Below are 18,911 nucleotides of genomic sequence, written 5' to 3' on the forward strand. Positions count from 1 at the left end.
GCTTGATGCGCGTCGACGATTCAGCCCGCCTCGAGGTCGAGGTCGGCCACCACCGGCACGTGGTCCGAGGGCTTTTCCCAGTCGCGCACGTCACGGTGGATGAACACGCTGCGCAGCCGGTCGGCGGCCTGAGGCGAAAGCAGCAGGTGGTCGATGCGGATGCCGTGGTTCCGCTGCCAGGCGCCGGCCTGGTAGTCCCAGAAGGTGTAGCCGCCCGGCGCGCCGTCGGCCTGCATGTAGGCGTCGGTCAGGCCCAGGTTCTTCAGCGCCCTGAACGCGCGCCGGGTCTCCGGCTGGAACAGGGCGTCGCCGGCCCAGGAGGCGGGGTTGTCGGCGTCTTCCGGTTCGGGGATCACGTTGTAGTCGCCAGCCAGCACCAGGGGCTCCTCGTAGGCCATCAGCTCCCGGGCGCGGGCCTTCAGCCGGTCCATCCAACGCAGCTTGTAGGGAAACTTCTCGCTGGCCACCGGATTGCCGTTGGGCAGGTAGATCGCCGCCACCCGCACGGGCCTTGGGCCCGACACCAGCGCCTCGATGTAGCGGGCGTGGTCGTCGGAATCCTCACCGGGCAGGCCCTTGCGGACGTCCTCCAGCGGGGTTTTCGAGAGCAGGGCCACGCCGTTGTAGGTCTTCTGGCCATGGACGGCGATGTTGTAGCCGAGCCGCTCGAACTCGGCGGCGGGGAACTTCTCGTCGACGCACTTGATCTCCTGCAGACAGGCGACGTCGGGCTGTTCCATCTCGAACCAGCGCAGCACCGTGGGCAGGCGGGCGTTGACCGAGTTCACGTTCCAGGTGGCGATGCGCATGGCCCGGTTATGCCGGCCCGGCGCCGCTCTGTCATCCGCCCCGGCGTCTCGGCGAGGGATCCGGCGACGGATCAGGGTTGCGGCCACGTTTACCCTGCGACGAATGATCGTCCTTTGCCGTAAGGGCTTGTCGTGAGACGATCAGCCTCGGGAACGGGTCTTGGTTCGGGGTCTCTTGGGGAACCCCGGCGCTCGCGCCTGCACGTCGGGGCGCCGCCGGGGGGCGGAGGGACCTTAAGTATGCCTCAGCCGGCGAATCCCCCGCCCGCGAGCGATCCGGATGCATTCGCCACCGCCCTGGGCGCGGCCTTCATCACGGCAAACCTGGAGGGCCTGCTGGTCTGCGAGCGTGACTGGCGGGTGAGCTTCTGCAACGACGCCGCCGCCAAGGCGCTGGGCTTCGAGGGCGAATCCTGGTCGGCGGCCACGCTGTGGGATCTGCAGCCGGCGTTGCGCGACGCGACCCTGGAGCTGCAGCTGCGCAGCGCCATGGCCGGCCGCGAGGTGGTCGAGTTCGTCGCCGCCCGGCCGCTGTCCGACGATGAGTGGTTCGAGATCCGCGCCCTGCCGCTGGATGGGCGCACGGCCTTCCTGCTGCGCGACGTCACCGGGCGCGAGCGGACCGAGCGCCACCTGCGCTCGACCAACGCCAGCCTGCGCCTGGCGCACAAGGCGGCCAAGGCGGCCACCTGGGAGTGGCGGGCGGGCCGGAACCTGCGCTGGATCGATCCCGCCGCGGCGCGCGAACTCGTCGGCCTGCCGGCCAGCTGGAACGACGAGGCGGTGATCCGCGACTGGCGGCGGATGGTCGACCCGCGCGACCTGGCGGCGGTGGGCGACGGCATGGCCGAGATCGCCCTGAACGGCGAGGGGCGGTTCGAATTCCGCGTGTCCGGCGGCGATCGCGAGGTGCGCTGGCTGGAATCCAGCGGGTATGTCGCCGAGAAGGACCCGGGCGGCGGGCCACGGCGGGTGATCGGCATCACCGTCGACGTCACCGAGCACAAGGCGGTGGAGGAGGCCCTGCGCCAGGAGATCGCCGAGCGCGAGCGCGCCCAGGCCCACCAGCGCCTGCTGATCCACGAGCTGAACCACCGGGTGAAGAACACCCTGGCGACGGTGCAGTCGATCGCCATGCAGTCGCTGCGCTCGGTGGCGAGTCCCGAGGCGTTCGATATCTTCACCTCGCGCCTGATGGCGCTGGGCGGGGCGCACGACCTGCTGAACCAGCAGAACTGGGAGGGGGCCAACCTCGACGAGGTGATCGAGCGGATGGTGTCGGTGCACGACCGGCTGGAGAACGGGCGCTTCACGCTGAAGGGGCCGCGCGTGCGCCTGCAGCCGAACAAGGCCGTGGCCATGGCCATGGCGCTGCACGAGCTGGCCACCAACGCCACCAAGTATGGCGCGCTCTCCCGGCCTCAGGGACGCGTGGCGATCCGCTGGGGGCTGGACCGCGGCGGCCATGAACTGAGCCTCAGCTGGCGCGAGGAAGGCGGGCCGCCGGTGCATGCGCCGGACCGCCGTGGCTTCGGCTCGCGGCTGATCGAGCGCAGTCTGGCGGCGGAACTGGGTGGCAAGGCCGCGCTGGTGTTCGCGCCGGGCGGCGTGAGATGCGATCTCACCGCAACCCTGGAATCCGCTGTAAAATAGGGCTGTTAGATCGAGAAACTGACACCGCACCCGCAGCTTGAGCGGGCGTTCGGGTTGCGCACGCGGAACTCGGCCGCGGCCAGTTCGTCGGCGAAGTCGATCTCCGACCCGCGCAGCAGGTCGAGAGAAACCAGGTCGACCAGGGCTGCGGCGCCGTCGCGTTCCACCTTGAGGTCGTCGTCCTCGGCGGTCTCGACCAGGTCGAACACGTATTGAAAGCCGGAGCAGCCGCCGCCTTCCACCGCCACGCGCAGCATCAGCGGCCGGCCCTCGGCCGCGGCGATCGCCTTCAGGCGCGCTGCGGCGGCCGCCGACAGGGTGACGGCGGGCGTCTTGGTGCGGGGGGCGATTTCGAGTGTGGTCATGGCCGGGCGATACCTTCTGCCCCTATATGAGGGCGACTTCGCCATTCGCAAAGAGGCCAGGATGCTCCGCCGCCGCGCAAGGACCCTTCAGACATGAGCGCCGACGACCGTCGCCGGGCGCCCTATGCCGAGGATCCGAAGAGCTCGCTGGGGCGCCGTTTCGGCGGGCCGGAGAGCCTCACCCGCACGCCCTTCGCCCGCGACCGCGACCGCATCATCCACACCTCCGCCTTCCGCCGCCTGAAGGAAAAGACCCAGGTGTTCGTGGCGCACGAGGGCGACCACTATCGCACCCGGCTGACCCACTCGCTGGAGGTGGCGCAGATCGCCCGGTCTCTGGCCACGGCCCTGAGGCTCGACGCCGACCTCGCCGAGACCATCGCCCTGGCGCACGACCTGGGCCACCCGCCGTTCGGCCACGCCGGCGAGGACGAGTTGGAGCGGCAGATGACGCCCTGGGGCGGCTTCGACCACAACGTGCAGACCTTCCGCGTGGTGACCGAGCTGGAGCGCCGCTACCCGGACTTCGTCGGCCTCAACCTGACCTGGGAGACCCTGGAGGGGGTAATCAAGCACAACGGTCCGGTGACCGACAAGCTGGTGCGCCCCTCGTGGCAGGCGGTGTCCGACTACGACGCCGACTATCCCCTGCGGCTCGGCACCTGGGCGTCCGCCGAGGCGCAGGTGGCGGCCCTGGCCGACGACATCGCCTACAACAATCACGACGTCGACGATGGCGTGGAAGCGGGCGTATTCGGCCTGTGGGAGCTGCTGGACATCCCGCTGATCGGCCCGATCCTGGCCCAGGTGCGACAGGACTACCCCAGCCTGGACGACCGGCTGATCCGGCTGGAGGCGGTGCGGCGGATGATCGGGGCCATGGTCGACGACGTGCTGACCGAGACCGGCAAGCGGGTCGCGTCCAGCGGCGTGGATTCGCCTGAGGGCGTGCGCATGCTGGACGGCGCCCTGGTCGTCTTCTCGCACGAGATGATCGAACAGCTCTCGCGGCTGCGCGCCTTCCTCTACGAGCGCATGTATCGGCACTGGCGTGTCAATCGGACACGTAGCCAGGCGCGCCGTATTCTGGCCGACATGTTCACCTTGTTCATCGCCGAACCGGATGTTCTGCCGTCGGAATGGTTCGCCCGCCTCCAGAACCTGGAGCAGGCGGGCCGCGCCAGGGTGGTGTGCGACTACATCGCCGGCATGACCGACCGGTTCGCGATCGAGGAGCACCGGCGGCTCTTCCAGCTCGACGTCTGGAGTTAGGACGTCTGGGGGTAAACTGGAGCGGCGCTGATTCGGACCCCTCGCCATCGTCCGTTCAGGCTGTTCTGGAGCTTTGATCCCTTCGATGTCCGATCACGACCGCGGGCCCTATACGCCGCCTTCCGAGCCGCCCCTGGCCTTCGATCCACGCCGCCCGGTGCGCGGCGCCGGGCCTGCGCCGGTGACCCTGATCGTCAGCGTGGTGATCCTGGTGGCGGCGGCCGGCGCGGCGTTCTTCGTCTATCGCGGCGGCGTTCGCGGAGCCAACGATGCGCCGCAGCCCGTGGGCGCGCCGGTGCGCGACGTGAAGTCCGCGCCGCCGCCGGAGGCCAAGGTGCAGGACCCGGCCCAGGGGCTGTCGGTCTACAAGGACAATACGCCCGGGGCCACGACCGCCGCCCCGACCTTCGCCCCGCCGCCGGAACAGCCCGGCCCGCGCCCTGCGCCCCAGGTCGCCGCGCATCCGACGACGCCGGTCGGCAGCCAGGCCCTGCCGCCGCCGCCCCCGCCGCCGCCCGTGGCCCAGGCGAAGCCCGAGCCGGTCGCGCCGGCGGCCAGCCCGGCAAAGCCGGCGACGCCGCCCAAGTCGATCGCCGCGATCCTCGATCAGAAGTCCGTGCGCGACGCGCCCGTGCCGCCGGCGCGCCCGCACGCCGTGGTCGCCGCGGCCAAGCCGACGCCTTCCGGCGCGGCCTTCGTGCAGATCGGGGCCTTCTCGTCCCAGGCCCTGGCCGAAAAGGGCTGGAACGACGCCGCGCGGATCGCCCCCGGGGCCATGGCCGGCAAGGGCAAGCACGTCGAGCCGGTGACCAAGGACGGCGCCACCCTCTACCGCACCGCCATCACCGGCTTTGCCTCCAAGGACGAGGCCAACGCCCTGTGCGACAAGCTCAAGGCGGCCGGCAAAACCTGCTTCGTCCGGTGACCCAGGCCAGCATCTATGGCTGCTCCGGGCCGCGGCTGACCGCCGAGGAGGCCGCGTTCTTCCGCGATGCGCAGCCCTGGGGCTTCATCCTGTTCAGGCGCAACGTCGAGGATCCCGACCAGGTCCGCGCCCTGGTCGCCGACCTGCGCGCCATGGTCGGCCGCGCCGATGCGCCGGTGCTGATCGACCAGGAGGGCGGGCGGGTGCAGCGGCTGGGGCCGCCGCACTGGCCGCGCTATCCCAACGGCGGCGCCTATGGCCGGGTGGCCGGGGGCGGGGCGCGCCGGCGGGCGATCACCTGGCTTGGCGCGCGGCTGATGGCGCACGATCTGGCCGCGCTGGGCATCAACGTCGACTGCGTCCCCGTGCTGGACGTGCCCCAGCCGGGCGCCCACGACGTGATCGGCGACCGGGCCTACGGGGCCACGGTGCAGATCGTCTCCAGCCTGGGCCGGGCCGCGTCCGAGGGTCTGATCGCCGGCGGGGTGCTGCCGGTGATCAAGCACATTCCAGGGCACGGCCGGGCCGGCGCCGACAGCCACCTCAGCCTGCCGGTGGTCGACGCCGATCTGGCGACGCTGCAGGCCGTGGACTTCGCCCCTTTCCGGGCCCTGTCGGACATGCCCCTGGCGATGACCGCGCACGTGGTCTACCGCGCCGTCGACCCGGATGCGCCGGCCACCACCTCGCGCAAGGCGATCGCCGAGGTGATCCGCGGGAGCATCGGCTTCGACGGCCTGCTGATGAGCGACGACCTGTCGATGGAGGCGCTGAGCGGGACCCTGACCGAGCGCGCCGAGCGGTCGATGGCCGCCGGCTGCGACCTGGTCCTGCACTGCAACGGGCGGATGGACGAGATGGCCGCGGTGGCCGCCGGGGCCCGGACGCTGGAGGGCAGGGGGGCGGAACGCGCCTGCGCCGCTCTCGCGCGCCTGCCGAAGGTGGCCGAGCCTTTCGACGCCGCCGCCGGCCGGGCGGAGCTCGAGGCGGCGCTGGCCGGGATCTGGCCCGCATGAGCGACGCCTTCCAGCCGAACCTCGATTTCGAGGCCGCCAACACGGCCGCCGAGGACGGCGAGGCGCTGATCGTCGACATCGACGGCTACGAAGGCCCGCTGCACGTGCTGCTGGCCCTGGCCCGCAGCCAGAAGGTCGACCTGCTGAAGCTGTCGGTGACCAAGCTGACCGACCAGTACCTGGCCTTCGTGCGCGAGGCCCGCAAGCGCCGCTTTTCCCTGGCCGCGGACTATCTGGTGATGGCCGCCTGGCTGGCGTTCCTGAAGTCGCGCCTGCTGCTGCCCAAGCCCGAGCGGCCGCAGGCCGAGGAGCCGCCGGCGGAGGAGGTGGCCGCCCACCTGGCCTTCCGGCTGGCCAAGCTGGACGCCATGCGCCGCGCGGCCGAGACCTTGCAGAACGGGCCGATCCTGAAGCGCGACGTGTTCACCCGGGGCGATCCGGATCAGGTGCGCATCGTCTCGTCGAGCCGCTTCGAGGGCGATCTCTATGCCCTGATGGGCGCCTACATCGACCAGCGCCGCAAGGAACAGTCGCGGCACTACCAGCCGCGCCCACCGCAGGCCTACCCGCTGGACGACGCCCGCGAGCGCCTGCGCGGCCTGCTGCCCGAACTCGACCGCTGGACCCCGCTGACCGGCGTGGCGCCGATGCGCGGCGCCTTCGGGCGCGGAACCGAGGGGCCGTCGCGGGCCTCCTATGTCGCCTCCACCCTGTCGGCCACGCTGGAGCTGGTGAAGGAAGGCGACCTGGAGGCGCGGCAACTGGAACACTTCGCCGAAATCTATCTGCGCAAGCGCAGGCCGCAGGCGTGAGCATGGACGCCGCCGAGACCGAACGCATGCTGGAGGCGCTGCTGTTCGCCGCCGCCGAGCCGCTGACCGAGCAGGACCTTGCGGGCCGGCTGCCGGACGGCGCGGACGTGGCCGCGGGGCTGCAAGCGCTGGCCGCGCGCTATGCCGGGCGCGGCGTCGAGCTGGCGCGGGTCGCCGGCGCCTGGCGCTTCCAGACCGCCGCGGATCTGGCGTTCCTGATGACCAAGGAGCGCGAGGAGCCCCGCAAGCTGTCGCGCGCCGCCCAGGAGACCCTGGCGATCATCGCCTACCACCAGCCGGTCACCCGGGCGGAGATCGAATCGGTGCGTGGCGTCCAGGCCAGCCGCGGCACCCTGGACGTGCTGCTGGAGCTGGGCCTGGTGCGCATGCGCGGGCGCCGCCGCACCCCTGGCCGGCCGGTGACCTTTGGCACCACCGACGCCTTCCTGGAACATTTCGGGCTTTCCAGCCTGGTCGACCTTCCGGGCGCCGCGGAGATGAAGGCGGCAGGGCTGCTGAGCCTCGACCTGCCGGCCGACTTCACCGTGCCGGACCCGGCCGCGGCAGCGCCGGACGAGGATCCGCTGGACGACGGCGAGGCGCCGCAATTCCATCAGGACTTCCTGGAGGACGACGCCGATCCGGCGGGCGCCGCCCCGGAAGATCGCGGTCTGTGACAACCCTTCCTTGGCGCTTGGGCCCGAGGCGGCCTATATAGCCCTCAAGCGACGGACGTCGTCGCCGCGGGCGTATCTTCGGCGGCGACTGGTTTGGAGAGATATCGATGGGCTCATTCGGCCCCGTGCACTGGTTGATCGTTGCGGTCGTGGTGCTGCTGTTGTTCGGCGGCCGCGGCAAGCTGTCGGGCCTGATGGGCGACGCCGCCAAGGGCATCCGCGCCTTCCAGGACGGCCTGAAGGGCGAGGACAAGCCTGCCGCCGCCGAGCCGGCCAAGCCCCTGCCGCCGGTGCAGCCGGAGAAGGACCCGATCGTCCGCTAGGGCGGCGCCGCTGCGGCGATCTGAAAACCACCCGGACGGGCCGCCGGCGCCCGCCGCCTGACCTGCATTGGATCCGGGACCCGAATGTTCCCAGAAGGCCGGTTCTTCGACTTCGCGATCGTCGCCGTCCTGGCCCTGATCATCATCGGGCCCAAGGACCTGCCGGTGGTGATGCGCAAGGTGGGCCAGTTCCTGGCCCGCATGCGCGGCATGGCGGCCGAATTCCGCGCCAGCTTCGACGAGATGGCCCGCCAGTCGGAGCTCGACGAGTTGCGCAAGGAGGTCGAGGCGTTGCGCAACCTGCGGCCCAGCGCCGTGGCGGCCAACGCCATCGGCCTTGGCGACGTGCATGCCGACGTCAGCCAGACGATCGATGATATCCAGGCGGGCCTTTCGACCAGCGGCGCCCAGCTGCATCCGATGGGCGGCTATCAGCATCCCGAGGAGCCGGAAGCCGGCGGGGAGGCGGAACCGGTGATGCGCCCGCTTGCCGCGGACGCGCCGGCGAAGGAAAACCCGCCCGCCGACGACCACCATCCGGACCGCCCCGCTTGAGCCACCTGGACGACGAATCCGAGATCGAGGGCTCTCGCGCGCCGTTGCTCGATCACCTGATCGAGCTGCGCAAGCGGCTGATCATCTGTTCGGCGGCCCTGATGCTCGGCTTCCTGGGCTGTTTCGTCTTCTCGCAGCAGATCGCCACCTTCCTGCTTCACCCCTACGCCGTCGCCCAGAGCCTGGTGGCGACGCAGAAGGCCAGCGGCGGCAAGGAAGACGGGCTGAAGCTGCTGCTGGCGCTGATCGGCAAGGGCACGGTCTCAACCGAGGCCTCCAAGTTCGTCACCACCGGACCGCTGGAATTCTTCTTCGCCAAGGTGCGCCTGGCCTTCTTCGGCGCGATCGGCATCACCTTCCCGGTGCTGGCGTGGCAGCTGTACCGGTTCGTGGCGCCCGGCCTGTACCGGCGCGAGCGGGCGGCCTTCCTGCCGTTCCTGATCGCCTCGCCGGTGCTGTTCGTGATGGGCGCGGCGCTGGTCTACTACGTGATGCTGCCGTTCGTGCTGTGGTTCTCGCTCAAGCAGCAGATCTTCGGCGGCGCCGGCCAGATCTCGGTGCAGCTGCTGCCCAAGATCGAGGACTACATGGGGCTGGTGGAGACGCTGATGCTGGCGTTCGGGCTGTGCTTCCAGCTGCCCGTGGTGGTGACGCTGCTGGGCCTGGCCGGTCTGGTGGACGCCAAGATGCTGTCCCAGGGTCGTCGCTACGCCATCGTCGGCGTGTTCGTGGTGGCGGCCGTGGTCACCCCGCCGGACCCGATCAGCATGATCAGCCTCGCCCTGCCGATCTGCCTGCTCTACGAAATCTCCATCTGGTGCGTGGCGTTGATCGACCTGCGCCGCAAGCGCGAGGACCGGGCGAACGCCATCGTTCCGTCGCCCTGACCGCCGCCCGACCCGCCCCGGCGCTTGGCGCCCCTGCCGACGCGCCTTAAGGGGAGGGGTTCCTTAAATCGGCGCCACATTCGAGACATGCACGACATCCGGGCCATCCGCGACAACCCCGAGGCTTACGACACGGCGTGGGCTCGGCGGGGGCTGTCCGCCCAGACGCCGGCGATCCTGGCGCTGGACGGCGAGCTGCGCGCGGCCCAGACCGCGCTGCAGGCGGCGCAGAGCCGTCGCAACGACGCCTCCAAGCTGATCGGCATGGCCAAGGCCAAGAAGGACGAGGCCGAGGCCTCGCGCCTGATGGCCGAGGTCGAGGCGCTGAAGGGCGAGATGGCGGCGCAGTCCGAGGTCGAGGCGCGCGTGGCGCCGCAGCTGCGCGACCTGCTGTCGGCCTTGCCGAACCTGCCGGCGGACGGGGTTCCCGACGGCGCCGACGAACACGACAACGTCGAGGTCCGCCGCTACGGCGAGCCTTACGCGCTTGAGCGGGTGCAGGACCACGTGGACCTGGGCGTCGGCATGGGCATGGCCGACTTCGAGGCCGCCGCGCGGATGAGCGGCGCGCGCTTCACGGTGCTGAAGAGCCAGCTCGCTAGGCTGGAGCGGGCGCTCGGCCAGTTCATGCTGGACGTGCAGACCCAGGAGCACGGCTACACCGAGATCTCGCCGCCGCTGCTGGTGCGCGACGAGGCGGTGTACGGCACGGGCCAGCTGCCGAAGTTCGCCGAGGATCTGTTCCACACCACCGACGGCCGCTGGCTGATCCCCACCGCCGAGGTCTCGCTGACCAACCTGGTGCGCGAGCAGATCACCCCGGAGGAAGAGCTGCCGCTGCGGCTCACCGCCCTGACCCCGTGCTTCCGCTCGGAGGCCGGCGCGTCGGGCAAGGACACCCGCGGCATGATCCGCCAGCACCAGTTCTGGAAGGTCGAACTGGTGGCGATCACCACGCCCGACGACAGCGACGCCGAGCACGAGCGCATGGTGCAGTCGGCGGAGTCGATCCTGAAGCGCCTGGAGCTGCCGTTCCGCACCATGGCCCTGTGCACGGGCGACATGGGCTTCTCGGCGCGCCGCACCTTCGACCTGGAGGTCTGGCTGCCCTCGCAGGCCACCTATCGCGAGATCAGTTCGATCTCCAACTGCGGCGACTTCCAGGCCCGGCGCATGGACGCCCGCTGCAAGAAGGCCGGCGAGAAGGGCACACGGTTCGTGCATACCCTGAACGGTTCGGGCCTCGCCGTCGGCCGCACCCTGGTGGCGGTGATGGAGAACTATCAGGACGAGAAGGGCCGCATCGCCATCCCGCAGGCCCTGCATCCGTACATGCGGGGGATGACCCACGTCGGCGGTGAAGGGTGAGGATCCTCGTCACCAACGATGACGGCATCCACGCCGAGGGGCTGGCGTGCCTCGAGCGCATCGCCCGCGCCCTGTCCGACGACGTCTGGATCTCGGCGCCCGAGAGCGAGCAGTCCGGCGTCGGCCGCGCCCTGACCTTGTCGGAGCCGCTGCGGGTCCGCATCGTCGACGAGCGCCGTTTCGCCGTGGTCGGCACGCCCACCGACTGCGTGATGCTGGCGATCCAGTACCTGATCCCGGGGCCGAGGCCCGATCTGGTGCTGTCGGGCGTGAACCGCGGCCTCAACGCCGCCGAGGATGTCAGCCTGTCCGGCACGGTGGCCGGCGCCATCGAGGGCATGGCCCTGGGGGTGCCCTCGATCGCCCTGTCGCAGATGGTGCGGGTGTTCCACGATTCCGAGCGCGCCCTGTTCGAGACGGCGGAGGCCTACGGGCCCGGCCTGATCCAGCAGCTGGTCAAGGCCGGATGGCCCGACGACGTGGTGCTGAACGTGAATTTCCCGGCCCGCCCTCCGGAAGAGGTCAGCCAGGTGGAGGTCACCCGCCAGGGCTTCCGCGACGTGCGCACGCGCTATGCCGAGAAGCGCACCGACCTGCGCGGGCGCGACTACTACTGGCTGGGCTTCCGCAACGAGCCCTCGCGGCCGCCGGAGGGCACCGACCTGCGCGCGGCGTACGAGGGTCGCATCTCGGTCACGCCGCTGCACATCGACCTGACGCACATGCAGACGGTGCACGACCTGAAATCCGTGATCGGCGGCGCGCCGCCCAAGCTGCACGCCGCGCCATGAAGCCGCCGGCCAAGCCTCCCGCGAAGCCCGTGACCGAGCCCCACGACGGCGGGGCGCCGATGCGCCGGCTGCTGCTGGCGCTGCAGGCCCAGGGGGTCACCGACCCGGGGGTCCTGGCGGCGATCGAGAAGACCCCGCGGGACCTGTTCACGCCGGACCTGTTCAAGGAGCGGTCGTTCGAGGACTCGGCCCTGCCGATCGCCTGCGGCCAGACCATCAGCCAGCCGTACATCGTCGGCCTGATGACCCAGGCGCTGACCCTGGAGCCCCGGGCGCGGGTGCTGGAGATCGGCACCGGCTCGGGCTACCAGACCGCGGTGCTGGCCCGCCTGTCGCGGCTGGTCTACACCGTCGAGCGCTATCGCACGCTGATGCGGGAGGCCGAGGCGCGGTTCAAGACCCTGCAGCTGACCAACATCATCACCAAGTTCGGCGACGGCGGCCTCGGCTGGCCCGAGCAGGCGCCTTTCGACCGCATTATGGTCACGGCGGCGGCGCCGGCCGAGCCTACAGCCCTGCTGACCCAGCTCAAGCCGTCGGGCGTCCTCGTGGCGCCGATCGGCAAGGGGCCTGTCCAGCAGCTCTGCCGCTACGCCGGGGACGGCAAAGGGGGCTTTTCCAAGGACGTTCTGTGCGAAGTGCGTTTCGTGCCGCTGTTGGACGGCGTGGCGCGCGAACCTTGAGGGGCGACTTCACAGCTTAGTGGAGTGCGCGCCCGGATCGGATTAACCAATGCTTTACCACCCCGCCACGACTCATTTCCGCGCGAAAAAGGGAGCGGCGATGCACCGATTCTTGTTCCAGTCGGCGATGGCCGCCGTCTGCGTGACGGGCCTGAGCGCCTGCGCCACGCCCTCGTACCCCGTGCGCGATACCGGCGGGGGCCTGGCGGCGCAAAGCGCGCCGGCGTCCGGCCGGCTGGCCAGCGCCGAGGCGCGCGGCAGCGTCCGCGACGCCGGCTACCAGGTGGCGCAGAACGACACGGCGCCGGTCACCCGCGCGCCGCCCGCCGGGTCGGTGCAGAGTTCGGCGCTGGCGCCGCTGCCGGCCGCCGACCAGGGCGCGGCGACGAGCGCGCCGTCGTCCAGTTCGCCGCCGACCTCCAGCCTGACTCCCGGGGCCGCCGAGCACCCCGCCCTTGGCGGCGAACGGGCTGGGGTCCTGGAGCATCCCGCCGCGCCCGAGCATATGGCCGCGCCCGCTGCCACCGCGCCGGCCCCGCCGCCGGTTCCGGCCACCCAGCCCGCGGCGGCGCCGGCGCGCGCCTACACGCCGCCGCCGCAGACCGTCGCCGCGCGTCCGGAGCGCCGCGCGCCGGAAGCGCCGAAGTACGCGGTCAACGGCAAGGTCGTCGCCTCGAGCGGTGTCTTCATGGAGTACGAGGTGTCCAAGGGCGACCACGTGGACGCCCTGGCGCGCGAGTTCTCCACCACCCGCAAGGCCATCGTCGAGGCCAACCGGCTGCGCCCGCCCTATGCGGTCAAGCCGGGGCAGATCATCAAGATCCCGGTGTCCAAGGCCTATGTGGTCGAGGCCGGCGACACCCTGAACCTGATCGCCAAGCGCTTCGAGGTCGAGGTGGCCGAGCTTACCGAGCTGAACCACGTCTCGCGCCGCAGCCTCGAGCCCGGCCAGAAGATCGCCCTCCCGGCCACCGCCCACGACCGCGGCCCGATCCGCGTGGCCGGCCCCAGCGAGTACGCCGAGGCGCCGCCGCCGCGCCGCCAGACCTACACCCCGCCGCCGCAGGCCTACACGCCGCCCTCGCAGAACCCCTACGGCGGGCACACCTACACCCCCGGCGGCGAGACCAATCTGCCGGCCAGCGGCGGTCAGGTGGCCACCAATCTGCCGCCGCGGGCGATGCCGCCCGGACGGCCGCAGATCCCGGACACCTCGCCGACCCTGAGCGACGCCGAAATCAGCAAGGCCGCCCGCGGCCGGTTCATCTGGCCGGTGCGCGGCGACCTGCTGGGCCGCTTCGGCCCAACCGGCGTCGGCCGGCGCAACGACGGCCTCGACATCAAGGCGGCGCAGGGCACGGTGGTGCGCGCCGCCGCGGACGGCGACGTGGTCTACGCCGGCGACCAGGTGCCGGGCTTCGGCAACCTGGTGCTGGTCAAGCACGCCGACGGCTGGGTCACGGCCTACGCCCACCTGGACCGGCTGAGCGTGCAGATGCGCCAGACGGTCACCCAGGGCCAGGAGATCGGCCAGGTCGGCATTTCGGGCGGGGTCACCGAGCCGCAGCTGCACTTCGAGGTGCGCTACGCCCCCAACCCGGCGGACAAGGCCAAGCCGGTCGATCCGACCCTGGTGCTGCCGCGCTAGGGCTGCGGTGGGGGTTTCGTGGCTAGGCGCCGGTGAATGCTAGCCCACACGGGCTCCACCCAACGGTTCCCCCACAACTGTTGATCCCGGCGAAGGCCGGGACCCAGGCAAGATTCGCCTCCGGCAGGATGCTTCTCGAGCCAAACACGGGCTCCAATCCAGTGATCCGCGGGCTTTTGCCTGGGTCCCGGCCTTCGCCGGGATGAGCTGGTGGGGGGATTGGCGCTCGGCCGTTCGCGGGGTTGAGAACCTAGACTCCGCTACCCCTCCGCGGCCTCCACCTCTTCTGCCAGGGCGATCCAGGCCGATTCGGCGGTGGCGACGCGGGCGGCCAGGCGCTCGCGCCTGACGTTCAGCTCGGCGACCTTGGCCGGGGTCTTCACGTACAGCGCCGGATCGGCGAGGGCCTGGTCGATCTCGGCCAGGGCGGCGGTCTCGCGCGCCAGCACCTGCTCGGCCGCCTCCAGCTTGCGCTTCAGCGGGGCCAGCGCCGGCCGTGGCCTTGGCGGCGCCGGCGGCGGAGGGGACTCGGCCTCCGGCGCGACCTTGGCGGCGGTCTGCGAGGCGACGCGGGCCGCCCGGCGGGCGCGGTCGAGCACGAACTTGGCGTAGTCGTCCATGTCGCCGTCGAACGGTTTCACGTGGCCATCGCTGACCAGCCACAGCCGGTCCGCCGCCAGCTCCATCAGCGAGCGGTCGTGGGTGATCAGGATCACCGCCCCCTCGTAGTCGTTCAGCGCCTCGGTCAGCGCCCGGCGGCTGTCGATATCCAGGTGGTTGGTGGGCTCGTCGAGGATCAGCAGGTGCGGCCGATCCATGGCGATCATGTTCAGCAGCAGGCGCGCGCGCTCGCCGCCGGACAGGCTCTCGACCCGCGTCTCGACCTTTTCGAAGCCCAGGCCGAACTGCGCCAGCTTGGAGCGTCTCTGGGCCTCGCTGGCCTCGGGGAGCGCCCGGCGGATGATCATCAGCGGGGTGTCGTCCGGATCCATCGCCTCGATCTGGTGCTGGTGGAACCAGGCCACCTTCATGCGCCGGTCGCGCTGGATGTGGCCGGCGCTGAGCTTCAGGTCGTCGGCCAGCATGCGGGCGAAGGTCGACTTGCCGGCGCCGTTGACGCCCAGCAGGCCGATGCGGTCGTCCAGGTCCAGCCGCAGGTTCATGCCCTTCAGGATCGGCGGCCCGCCATAGCCGACCGCCGCGCCCTCCAGCCGGATCAGCGGGGGCGGCAGGGGCTTTTCCGGCGAGGGCAGCAGGAACGGCGCCACGTGCTCCTCGATCGAGGGAGCGATGTCCTGCAGCTTGGCGATGGCCTTCATCCGCGACTGCGCCTGGCGGGCCTTGGAGGCCTTGGCGCGGAAGCGGTCCACGAACGACTGCATGTGCGCCCGCTTGGCCTCGATCTTCACCCGGGTGGCTTCCTGCAGCCGCTGCTTCTCGCCGCGCAGGCGCTCGAACTCGGTGAAGTTGCCGGTGTAGAACTCCAGCTTGCCCTCCGTGAGGTGCAGGATGGCGTCCACCGAGTGGTCCAACAGTTCTCGGTCGTGGCTGATGATCAGGGCGGTGTGCGGATATTTCTTCAGCCGCGCCTCGAGCCACAGGGCGCCTTCCAGGTCCAGGTAGTTGGTCGGCTCGTCCAGCAGCAGCAGGTCGGGCTCGGCGAACAGGGCCGCGGCCATGGCCACGCGCATGCGCCAGCCGCCCGAGAACTCGGCCATCGGCCGGGCCAGGTCCTCGTTGGAGAAGCCGAGGCCGGCGAGGATCTCGGCCGCCCTGGCGGGCGCGCGGTCGGCGTCGATGGCGGCCAGCTGGTGGTAGATCTCGCCCAGGTGCTCGGGCTCTGCGGTCTCCAGCTCGGCCATCAGCCGGGCGCGGCGCTCGTCGGCCTCCAGCACGGTGTCCAGCAGCGAGACCGGCGTGGCGGGATGCTCCTGCGCCACCGCGCCGATGCGGGCGTCGCGGGGCATTGAGATGTCGCCGTCGCCCGGCGTGAGTTCGCCGAGGATGATCTTGAACAGGGTGGACTTGCCGGCGCCGTTGCGCCCGACCAGCCCCACCTTGGCCCCGGGCGGCAGGCTGACGCTGGCGTGGTCGAAGAACCGGCGCCCCCAGGCGTCGAAAACGAGGTCGTTGATGCGAAGCATGATGGAAAGGACCGTTTAGGAGAGAGCAAACAGAATCAGGGCGTCGTCCGCCGCGCGGCGGGATGCGGGGTCAGTCCTGTCTCTCGGTCCTGATGCTGGTCACGACGGGTCCTTTCGCGCGCACCGCCTTGGCGGACGCGACGGGCGTCGTTATAAGCGCCCACCCAACAAAATCCAAACCTTCAGCGGGCCTTTTCAAAGACCATGACCGAACGCACTTTCTCGATCATCAAGCCGGATGCCACCAAGCGGAACCTGACCGGCAAGGTCAACGCGGTGATCGAAGACGCCGGACTGCGCATCGTCGCGCAACGCCGCATCCAGATGTCCAAGGCCCAGGCCGAAAAGTTCTACGAAGTCCACAAGGAGCGCCCGTTCTACGGCGAGCTGGTGGAATTCATGACCTCCGAGCCGGTGGTGGTGCAGGTGCTGGAAGGCGACAACGCCGTCGCCCGCTACCGCGAGGTGATGGGCGCCACCAACCCCGAGAACGCCGCCGAGGGCACCATCCGCAAGCTCTACGCCCTGTCCGTGGGCGAGAACTCGGTGCACGGCTCCGACAGCCTGGAGAACGCAGCGATCGAGATCGCCCAGTTCTTCACCGAGGCCGACATCCCGGGCTGATTTCAGCCGCGTCGATCGTTTGAGAAGCGCCGCCGGTCCCTCAGGTCCGGCGGCGTTTTTCGTTTCAGGCGGCGGCTTCGAGCTGGCCGCAGATGAAGGCGTCCTCGCCGGCGTTCAACAGGGCGGCCAGCACCGGCTCGGCCTTGTCCTTGGCCACCACCAGCACCAGGCCGACGCCGCAGTTGAAGGTGCGCCGCATCTCGGCGTCGGCGACGCCGCCTTCGGCCTGCAGCCAGGCGAACACCGGCGGCAGCGACCAGCTGGCCCAGTCGAACGCCGCGACCAGGCCTTCGGCGATCACCCGCGGCGGATTTTCGATCAGCCCGCCGCCGGTGATGTGCGCCGCGGCCTTGATCAGGCCGCCCTTGGCCAGGGGCAGGACGCTCTGCACATAGATGCGGGTGGGGGCCATCAGCGCCTGGGCCAGGGTCTGGCCCTCGGCGAACGGGCAGGGGGCGTCCCAGGCCAGGCCCGACTGGGCGACGATCCGACGCACCAGGGAATAGCCGTTGGAATGCGGGCCGGACGAGCCGAGGCCGATCAGCAGGTCGCCGGGCCGCTGGGCGTCCAGCGCCGGCAGCACCGCGCCACGGTTCACCGCCCCGACCGAGAAGCCGGCCAGGTCGTAGTCGCCCTCGCCATACATCCCGGGCATCTCGGCGGTCTCGCCGCCCACCAGGGCCGCGCCGGCCTGGCGGCAGCCTTCGGCGATCCCCGCCACCACGCGCGCGGCGATCTCCACGTCCAGCTTGCCGGTGGCGTAATAGTCCAGGAACATCAGCGGCTCGGCGCCCTGCGCCAGCAGGTCGTTGACGCACATGGCCACCAGGTCGATGCCCACGGTGTCGGCCAGGCCCGTCTCGATGGCGATCTTCAGCTTGGTGCCGACGCCGTCGGTGGTGGTCACCAGCAGCGGATCGTCGTAGCCGGCGGCCTTCAAATCGAACAGGGCGCCGAAGCCGCCCAGACTGGCGTCGGCCCCAGGCCGGCGGGTCGCCTTGGCCAGCGGCTTGATCTTCTCGACGAGGGCGGCGCCCGCATCGATGTCGACGCCGGCCTCAGCATAGGTCAGGCCATTGCGGCGTTCGGTCATGGTCGTAGGGTGTTCCGGGACAAAAGCGTGAAGGAAATGACGTGGCGACAACGGTTCGCGCTTGCAGACTCGACCGCTGGCGGCGCTATAGCTAGCCGATGACGCCGATTACGACCACCGCCGAACTGGCGGCGTTTTGCGAGAAACTGAAAGGCCAGCCCTTCGTCGCCGTGGACACCGAGTTCATGCGCGAGACCACATACTGGCCCAAACTGTGTCTGATCCAGGCCGCGGCCCCCAGCGCCGAGGCGGTGATCGACCCCCTGGCGGACGGCATCGACCTGGAGCCGTTCCTGGAAATTCTGCGCGACGAGCGCATCGAGAAGGTGTTCCACGCCGCCCGCCAGGACGTCGAGATCTTCAACAACCTGTCGGCGATGCCGCGGCCGCTGTTCGACACCCAGATCGCCGGCATGGCGGCGGGCTTCGGTGAGCAGATCGCCTACGACGCCCTGGTGCGGCAGATGCTGAAGATCGAGATCGACAAGTCGAGCCGCTTCACCGACTGGGCGCGGCGGCCGCTGACCGACGCCCAGCTGACCTACGCCCTGGCCGACGTCACCCACCTGGCGGCCCTCTATCCGATGCTGCGCCAGCGGCTGGAAAAGGCCGGCCGGATCGCCTGGGTGACCGAGGAGATGCAGGCCATGGCCGACCCGGCGCTGTACGACGTCGAGCCGGAGAACGCCTGGAAGCGGCTGAAGCCGCGCCGACACGCGGCCAAGTACCTGTCGGTGTTCCGCGCCGTCGCCGCCTGGCGCGAGCGCACCGCCCAGACCCGCGACCAGCCGCGCGGCCGCATCCTCAAGGACGAGGCGATCGACGAGCTGGCCACCCAGGCGCCCACGGACGCCGACGGCCTGAACCGGCTGCGCTCGGTGCCCAAGGGCTTCTCCGGCTCGAAGTTCGGGCCCGAGCTGCTGGAGGCGATCCGCGCGGCCCTGAAGGACCCCGAGGCCTACGCCCCGGTGATCGAGCGCAACCATGCGCCGTCCTCGCCCGCCGCCGGCGCGGTGGTCGAGCTGCTGAAGGTGCTGCTCAAGGCCCGGGCCGAGGACGCCGGCGTCGCCTCCAAGCTGATCGCCACGGTTTCGGACCTCGAGAAGATCGCCAACGACGACGAGGCCGACAGCGCCGCCCTGCACGGCTGGCGGCGCGAGGCGTTCGGCGAGGACGCCCTGAAGCTCAAGCGCGGCGAACTGGCCCTGGTGCTGGACGGCGCGCGGGTGCGGGTGGTGCCGGTGCGCCGGGCGCAGAAGGCCTGAA

At 70.8% G+C, this 18,911-nt stretch carries 18 protein-coding genes and 1 pseudogene; 15 read left to right on the forward strand and 4 right to left on the reverse strand.

The features are described from left to right. Positions 1-20: 20 nt before the first annotated feature. Entirely contained in the window at positions 21-809 is a 789-nt protein-coding gene (gene xth / locus ACO2Q3_RS06590; RefSeq protein ID WP_423305765.1) for an exodeoxyribonuclease III, read from the reverse strand. A gap of 240 nt (positions 810-1,049) precedes the next feature. On the opposite strand from xth, the gene ACO2Q3_RS06595 reads away from it, so the two are divergent. Continuing rightward, on the forward strand, positions 1,050-2,462 hold the full coding sequence (locus ACO2Q3_RS06595; protein WP_423305766.1) for a sensor histidine kinase: 1,413 nt from the start codon (positions 1,050-1,052) through the stop codon (positions 2,460-2,462). A gap of 5 nt (positions 2,463-2,467) precedes the next feature. Here the strand turns inward: ACO2Q3_RS06595 and ACO2Q3_RS06600 are convergent, their stop codons facing one another. Next, positions 2,468-2,827 (reverse strand): HesB/IscA family protein, encoded by a 360-nt coding sequence (locus ACO2Q3_RS06600; protein WP_423305767.1) that lies wholly within the window; start codon positions 2,825-2,827, stop codon positions 2,468-2,470. Positions 2,828-2,920: 93 nt separating this feature from the next. On the opposite strand from ACO2Q3_RS06600, the gene ACO2Q3_RS06605 reads away from it, so the two are divergent. From ACO2Q3_RS06605 to ACO2Q3_RS06660, 12 genes and pseudogenes are all read left to right on the forward strand, one after another. Further along, positions 2,921-4,099 carry a deoxyguanosinetriphosphate triphosphohydrolase gene (locus ACO2Q3_RS06605; RefSeq protein WP_423305768.1) on the forward strand — a complete coding sequence of 393 codons (1,179 nt, stop codon included), beginning with the start codon at positions 2,921-2,923 and terminating at the stop codon, positions 4,097-4,099. Positions 4,100-4,184: 85 nt separating this feature from the next. Beyond that, positions 4,185-5,024: an SPOR domain-containing protein gene (locus ACO2Q3_RS06610; RefSeq protein ID WP_423305769.1), complete on the forward strand. Its 840-nt coding sequence runs from the start codon at positions 4,185-4,187 to the stop codon at positions 5,022-5,024. Then, on the forward strand, positions 4,979-6,040 hold the full coding sequence (gene nagZ / locus ACO2Q3_RS06615) for a beta-N-acetylhexosaminidase (RefSeq protein ID WP_423305770.1): 1,062 nt from the start codon (positions 4,979-4,981) through the stop codon (positions 6,038-6,040). Before ACO2Q3_RS06610 ends, nagZ begins: the two co-directional genes overlap by 46 nt. After that, entirely contained in the window at positions 6,037-6,852 is an 816-nt protein-coding gene (locus ACO2Q3_RS06620) for a segregation and condensation protein A (RefSeq protein WP_423305771.1), read from the forward strand. The genes nagZ and ACO2Q3_RS06620 overlap by 4 nt, the downstream gene beginning before the upstream one ends. Positions 6,853-6,854: 2 nt before the next feature. Continuing rightward, positions 6,855-7,529, forward strand: a complete 675-nt coding sequence (gene scpB / locus ACO2Q3_RS06625) for an SMC-Scp complex subunit ScpB (protein WP_423306915.1) — start codon at positions 6,855-6,857, stop codon at positions 7,527-7,529. Between the two features lie 107 nt (positions 7,530-7,636). Then, positions 7,637-7,778 (forward strand): annotated as a pseudogene (gene tatA, locus ACO2Q3_RS06630) (twin-arginine translocase TatA/TatE family subunit); the annotation flags it as partial. Between the two features lie 158 nt (positions 7,779-7,936). After that, positions 7,937-8,407, forward strand: a complete 471-nt coding sequence (gene tatB / locus ACO2Q3_RS06635; protein ID WP_423305772.1) for a Sec-independent protein translocase protein TatB — start codon at positions 7,937-7,939, stop codon at positions 8,405-8,407. Beyond that, positions 8,404-9,294 (forward strand): twin-arginine translocase subunit TatC, encoded by an 891-nt coding sequence (gene tatC / locus ACO2Q3_RS06640; RefSeq protein ID WP_423305773.1) that lies wholly within the window; start codon positions 8,404-8,406, stop codon positions 9,292-9,294. The genes tatB and tatC overlap by 4 nt, the downstream gene beginning before the upstream one ends. Positions 9,295-9,381: 87 nt before the next feature. Next, positions 9,382-10,662 (forward strand): serine--tRNA ligase, encoded by a 1,281-nt coding sequence (serS, locus tag ACO2Q3_RS06645; RefSeq protein ID WP_423305774.1) that lies wholly within the window; start codon positions 9,382-9,384, stop codon positions 10,660-10,662. Beyond that, positions 10,659-11,453: a 5'/3'-nucleotidase SurE gene (surE, locus tag ACO2Q3_RS06650; RefSeq protein ID WP_423305775.1), complete on the forward strand. Its 795-nt coding sequence runs from the start codon at positions 10,659-10,661 to the stop codon at positions 11,451-11,453. The genes serS and surE overlap by 4 nt, the downstream gene beginning before the upstream one ends. A 59-nt stretch (positions 11,454-11,512) precedes the next feature. Then, on the forward strand, positions 11,513-12,136 hold the full coding sequence (locus ACO2Q3_RS06655; RefSeq protein WP_423306916.1) for a protein-L-isoaspartate(D-aspartate) O-methyltransferase: 624 nt from the start codon (positions 11,513-11,515) through the stop codon (positions 12,134-12,136). Between the two features lie 100 nt (positions 12,137-12,236). Further along, complete coding sequence (locus ACO2Q3_RS06660) at positions 12,237-13,784, forward strand: peptidoglycan DD-metalloendopeptidase family protein (RefSeq protein WP_423305776.1); 1,548 nt, start codon at positions 12,237-12,239, stop codon at positions 13,782-13,784. 260 nt (positions 13,785-14,044) lie between these two features. On the opposite strand, the gene ACO2Q3_RS06665 is transcribed toward ACO2Q3_RS06660, so the two are convergent. Beyond that, positions 14,045-15,928: an ABC-F family ATP-binding cassette domain-containing protein gene (locus tag ACO2Q3_RS06665; protein ID WP_423305777.1), complete on the reverse strand. Its 1,884-nt coding sequence runs from the start codon at positions 15,926-15,928 to the stop codon at positions 14,045-14,047. Positions 15,929-16,132: 204 nt separating this feature from the next. Here ACO2Q3_RS06665 and ndk point away from each other — a divergent pair, with 204 nt between their 5' ends. Then, the gene (gene ndk, locus ACO2Q3_RS06670; protein WP_423305778.1) at positions 16,133-16,552 is read left to right on the forward strand and encodes a nucleoside-diphosphate kinase; all 420 of its coding nucleotides are present in this window, start codon (positions 16,133-16,135) and stop codon (positions 16,550-16,552) included. A 64-nt stretch (positions 16,553-16,616) separates the two neighbouring features. Here ndk and purM read toward each other — a convergent pair whose 3' ends face one another. After that, positions 16,617-17,645 (reverse strand): phosphoribosylformylglycinamidine cyclo-ligase, encoded by a 1,029-nt coding sequence (gene purM, locus ACO2Q3_RS06675; protein WP_423305779.1) that lies wholly within the window; start codon positions 17,643-17,645, stop codon positions 16,617-16,619. A gap of 98 nt (positions 17,646-17,743) precedes the next feature. Here purM and rnd point away from each other — a divergent pair, with 98 nt between their 5' ends. Further along, the gene (gene rnd, locus ACO2Q3_RS06680; RefSeq protein WP_423305780.1) at positions 17,744-18,910 is read left to right on the forward strand and encodes a ribonuclease D; all 1,167 of its coding nucleotides are present in this window, start codon (positions 17,744-17,746) and stop codon (positions 18,908-18,910) included. The last annotated feature ends 1 nt before the right edge of the window (position 18,911 follow it).

This window comes from Caulobacter sp. KR2-114, assembly GCF_049446115.1.
Taxonomy (GTDB): domain Bacteria; phylum Pseudomonadota; class Alphaproteobacteria; order Caulobacterales; family Caulobacteraceae; genus Acaudatibacter.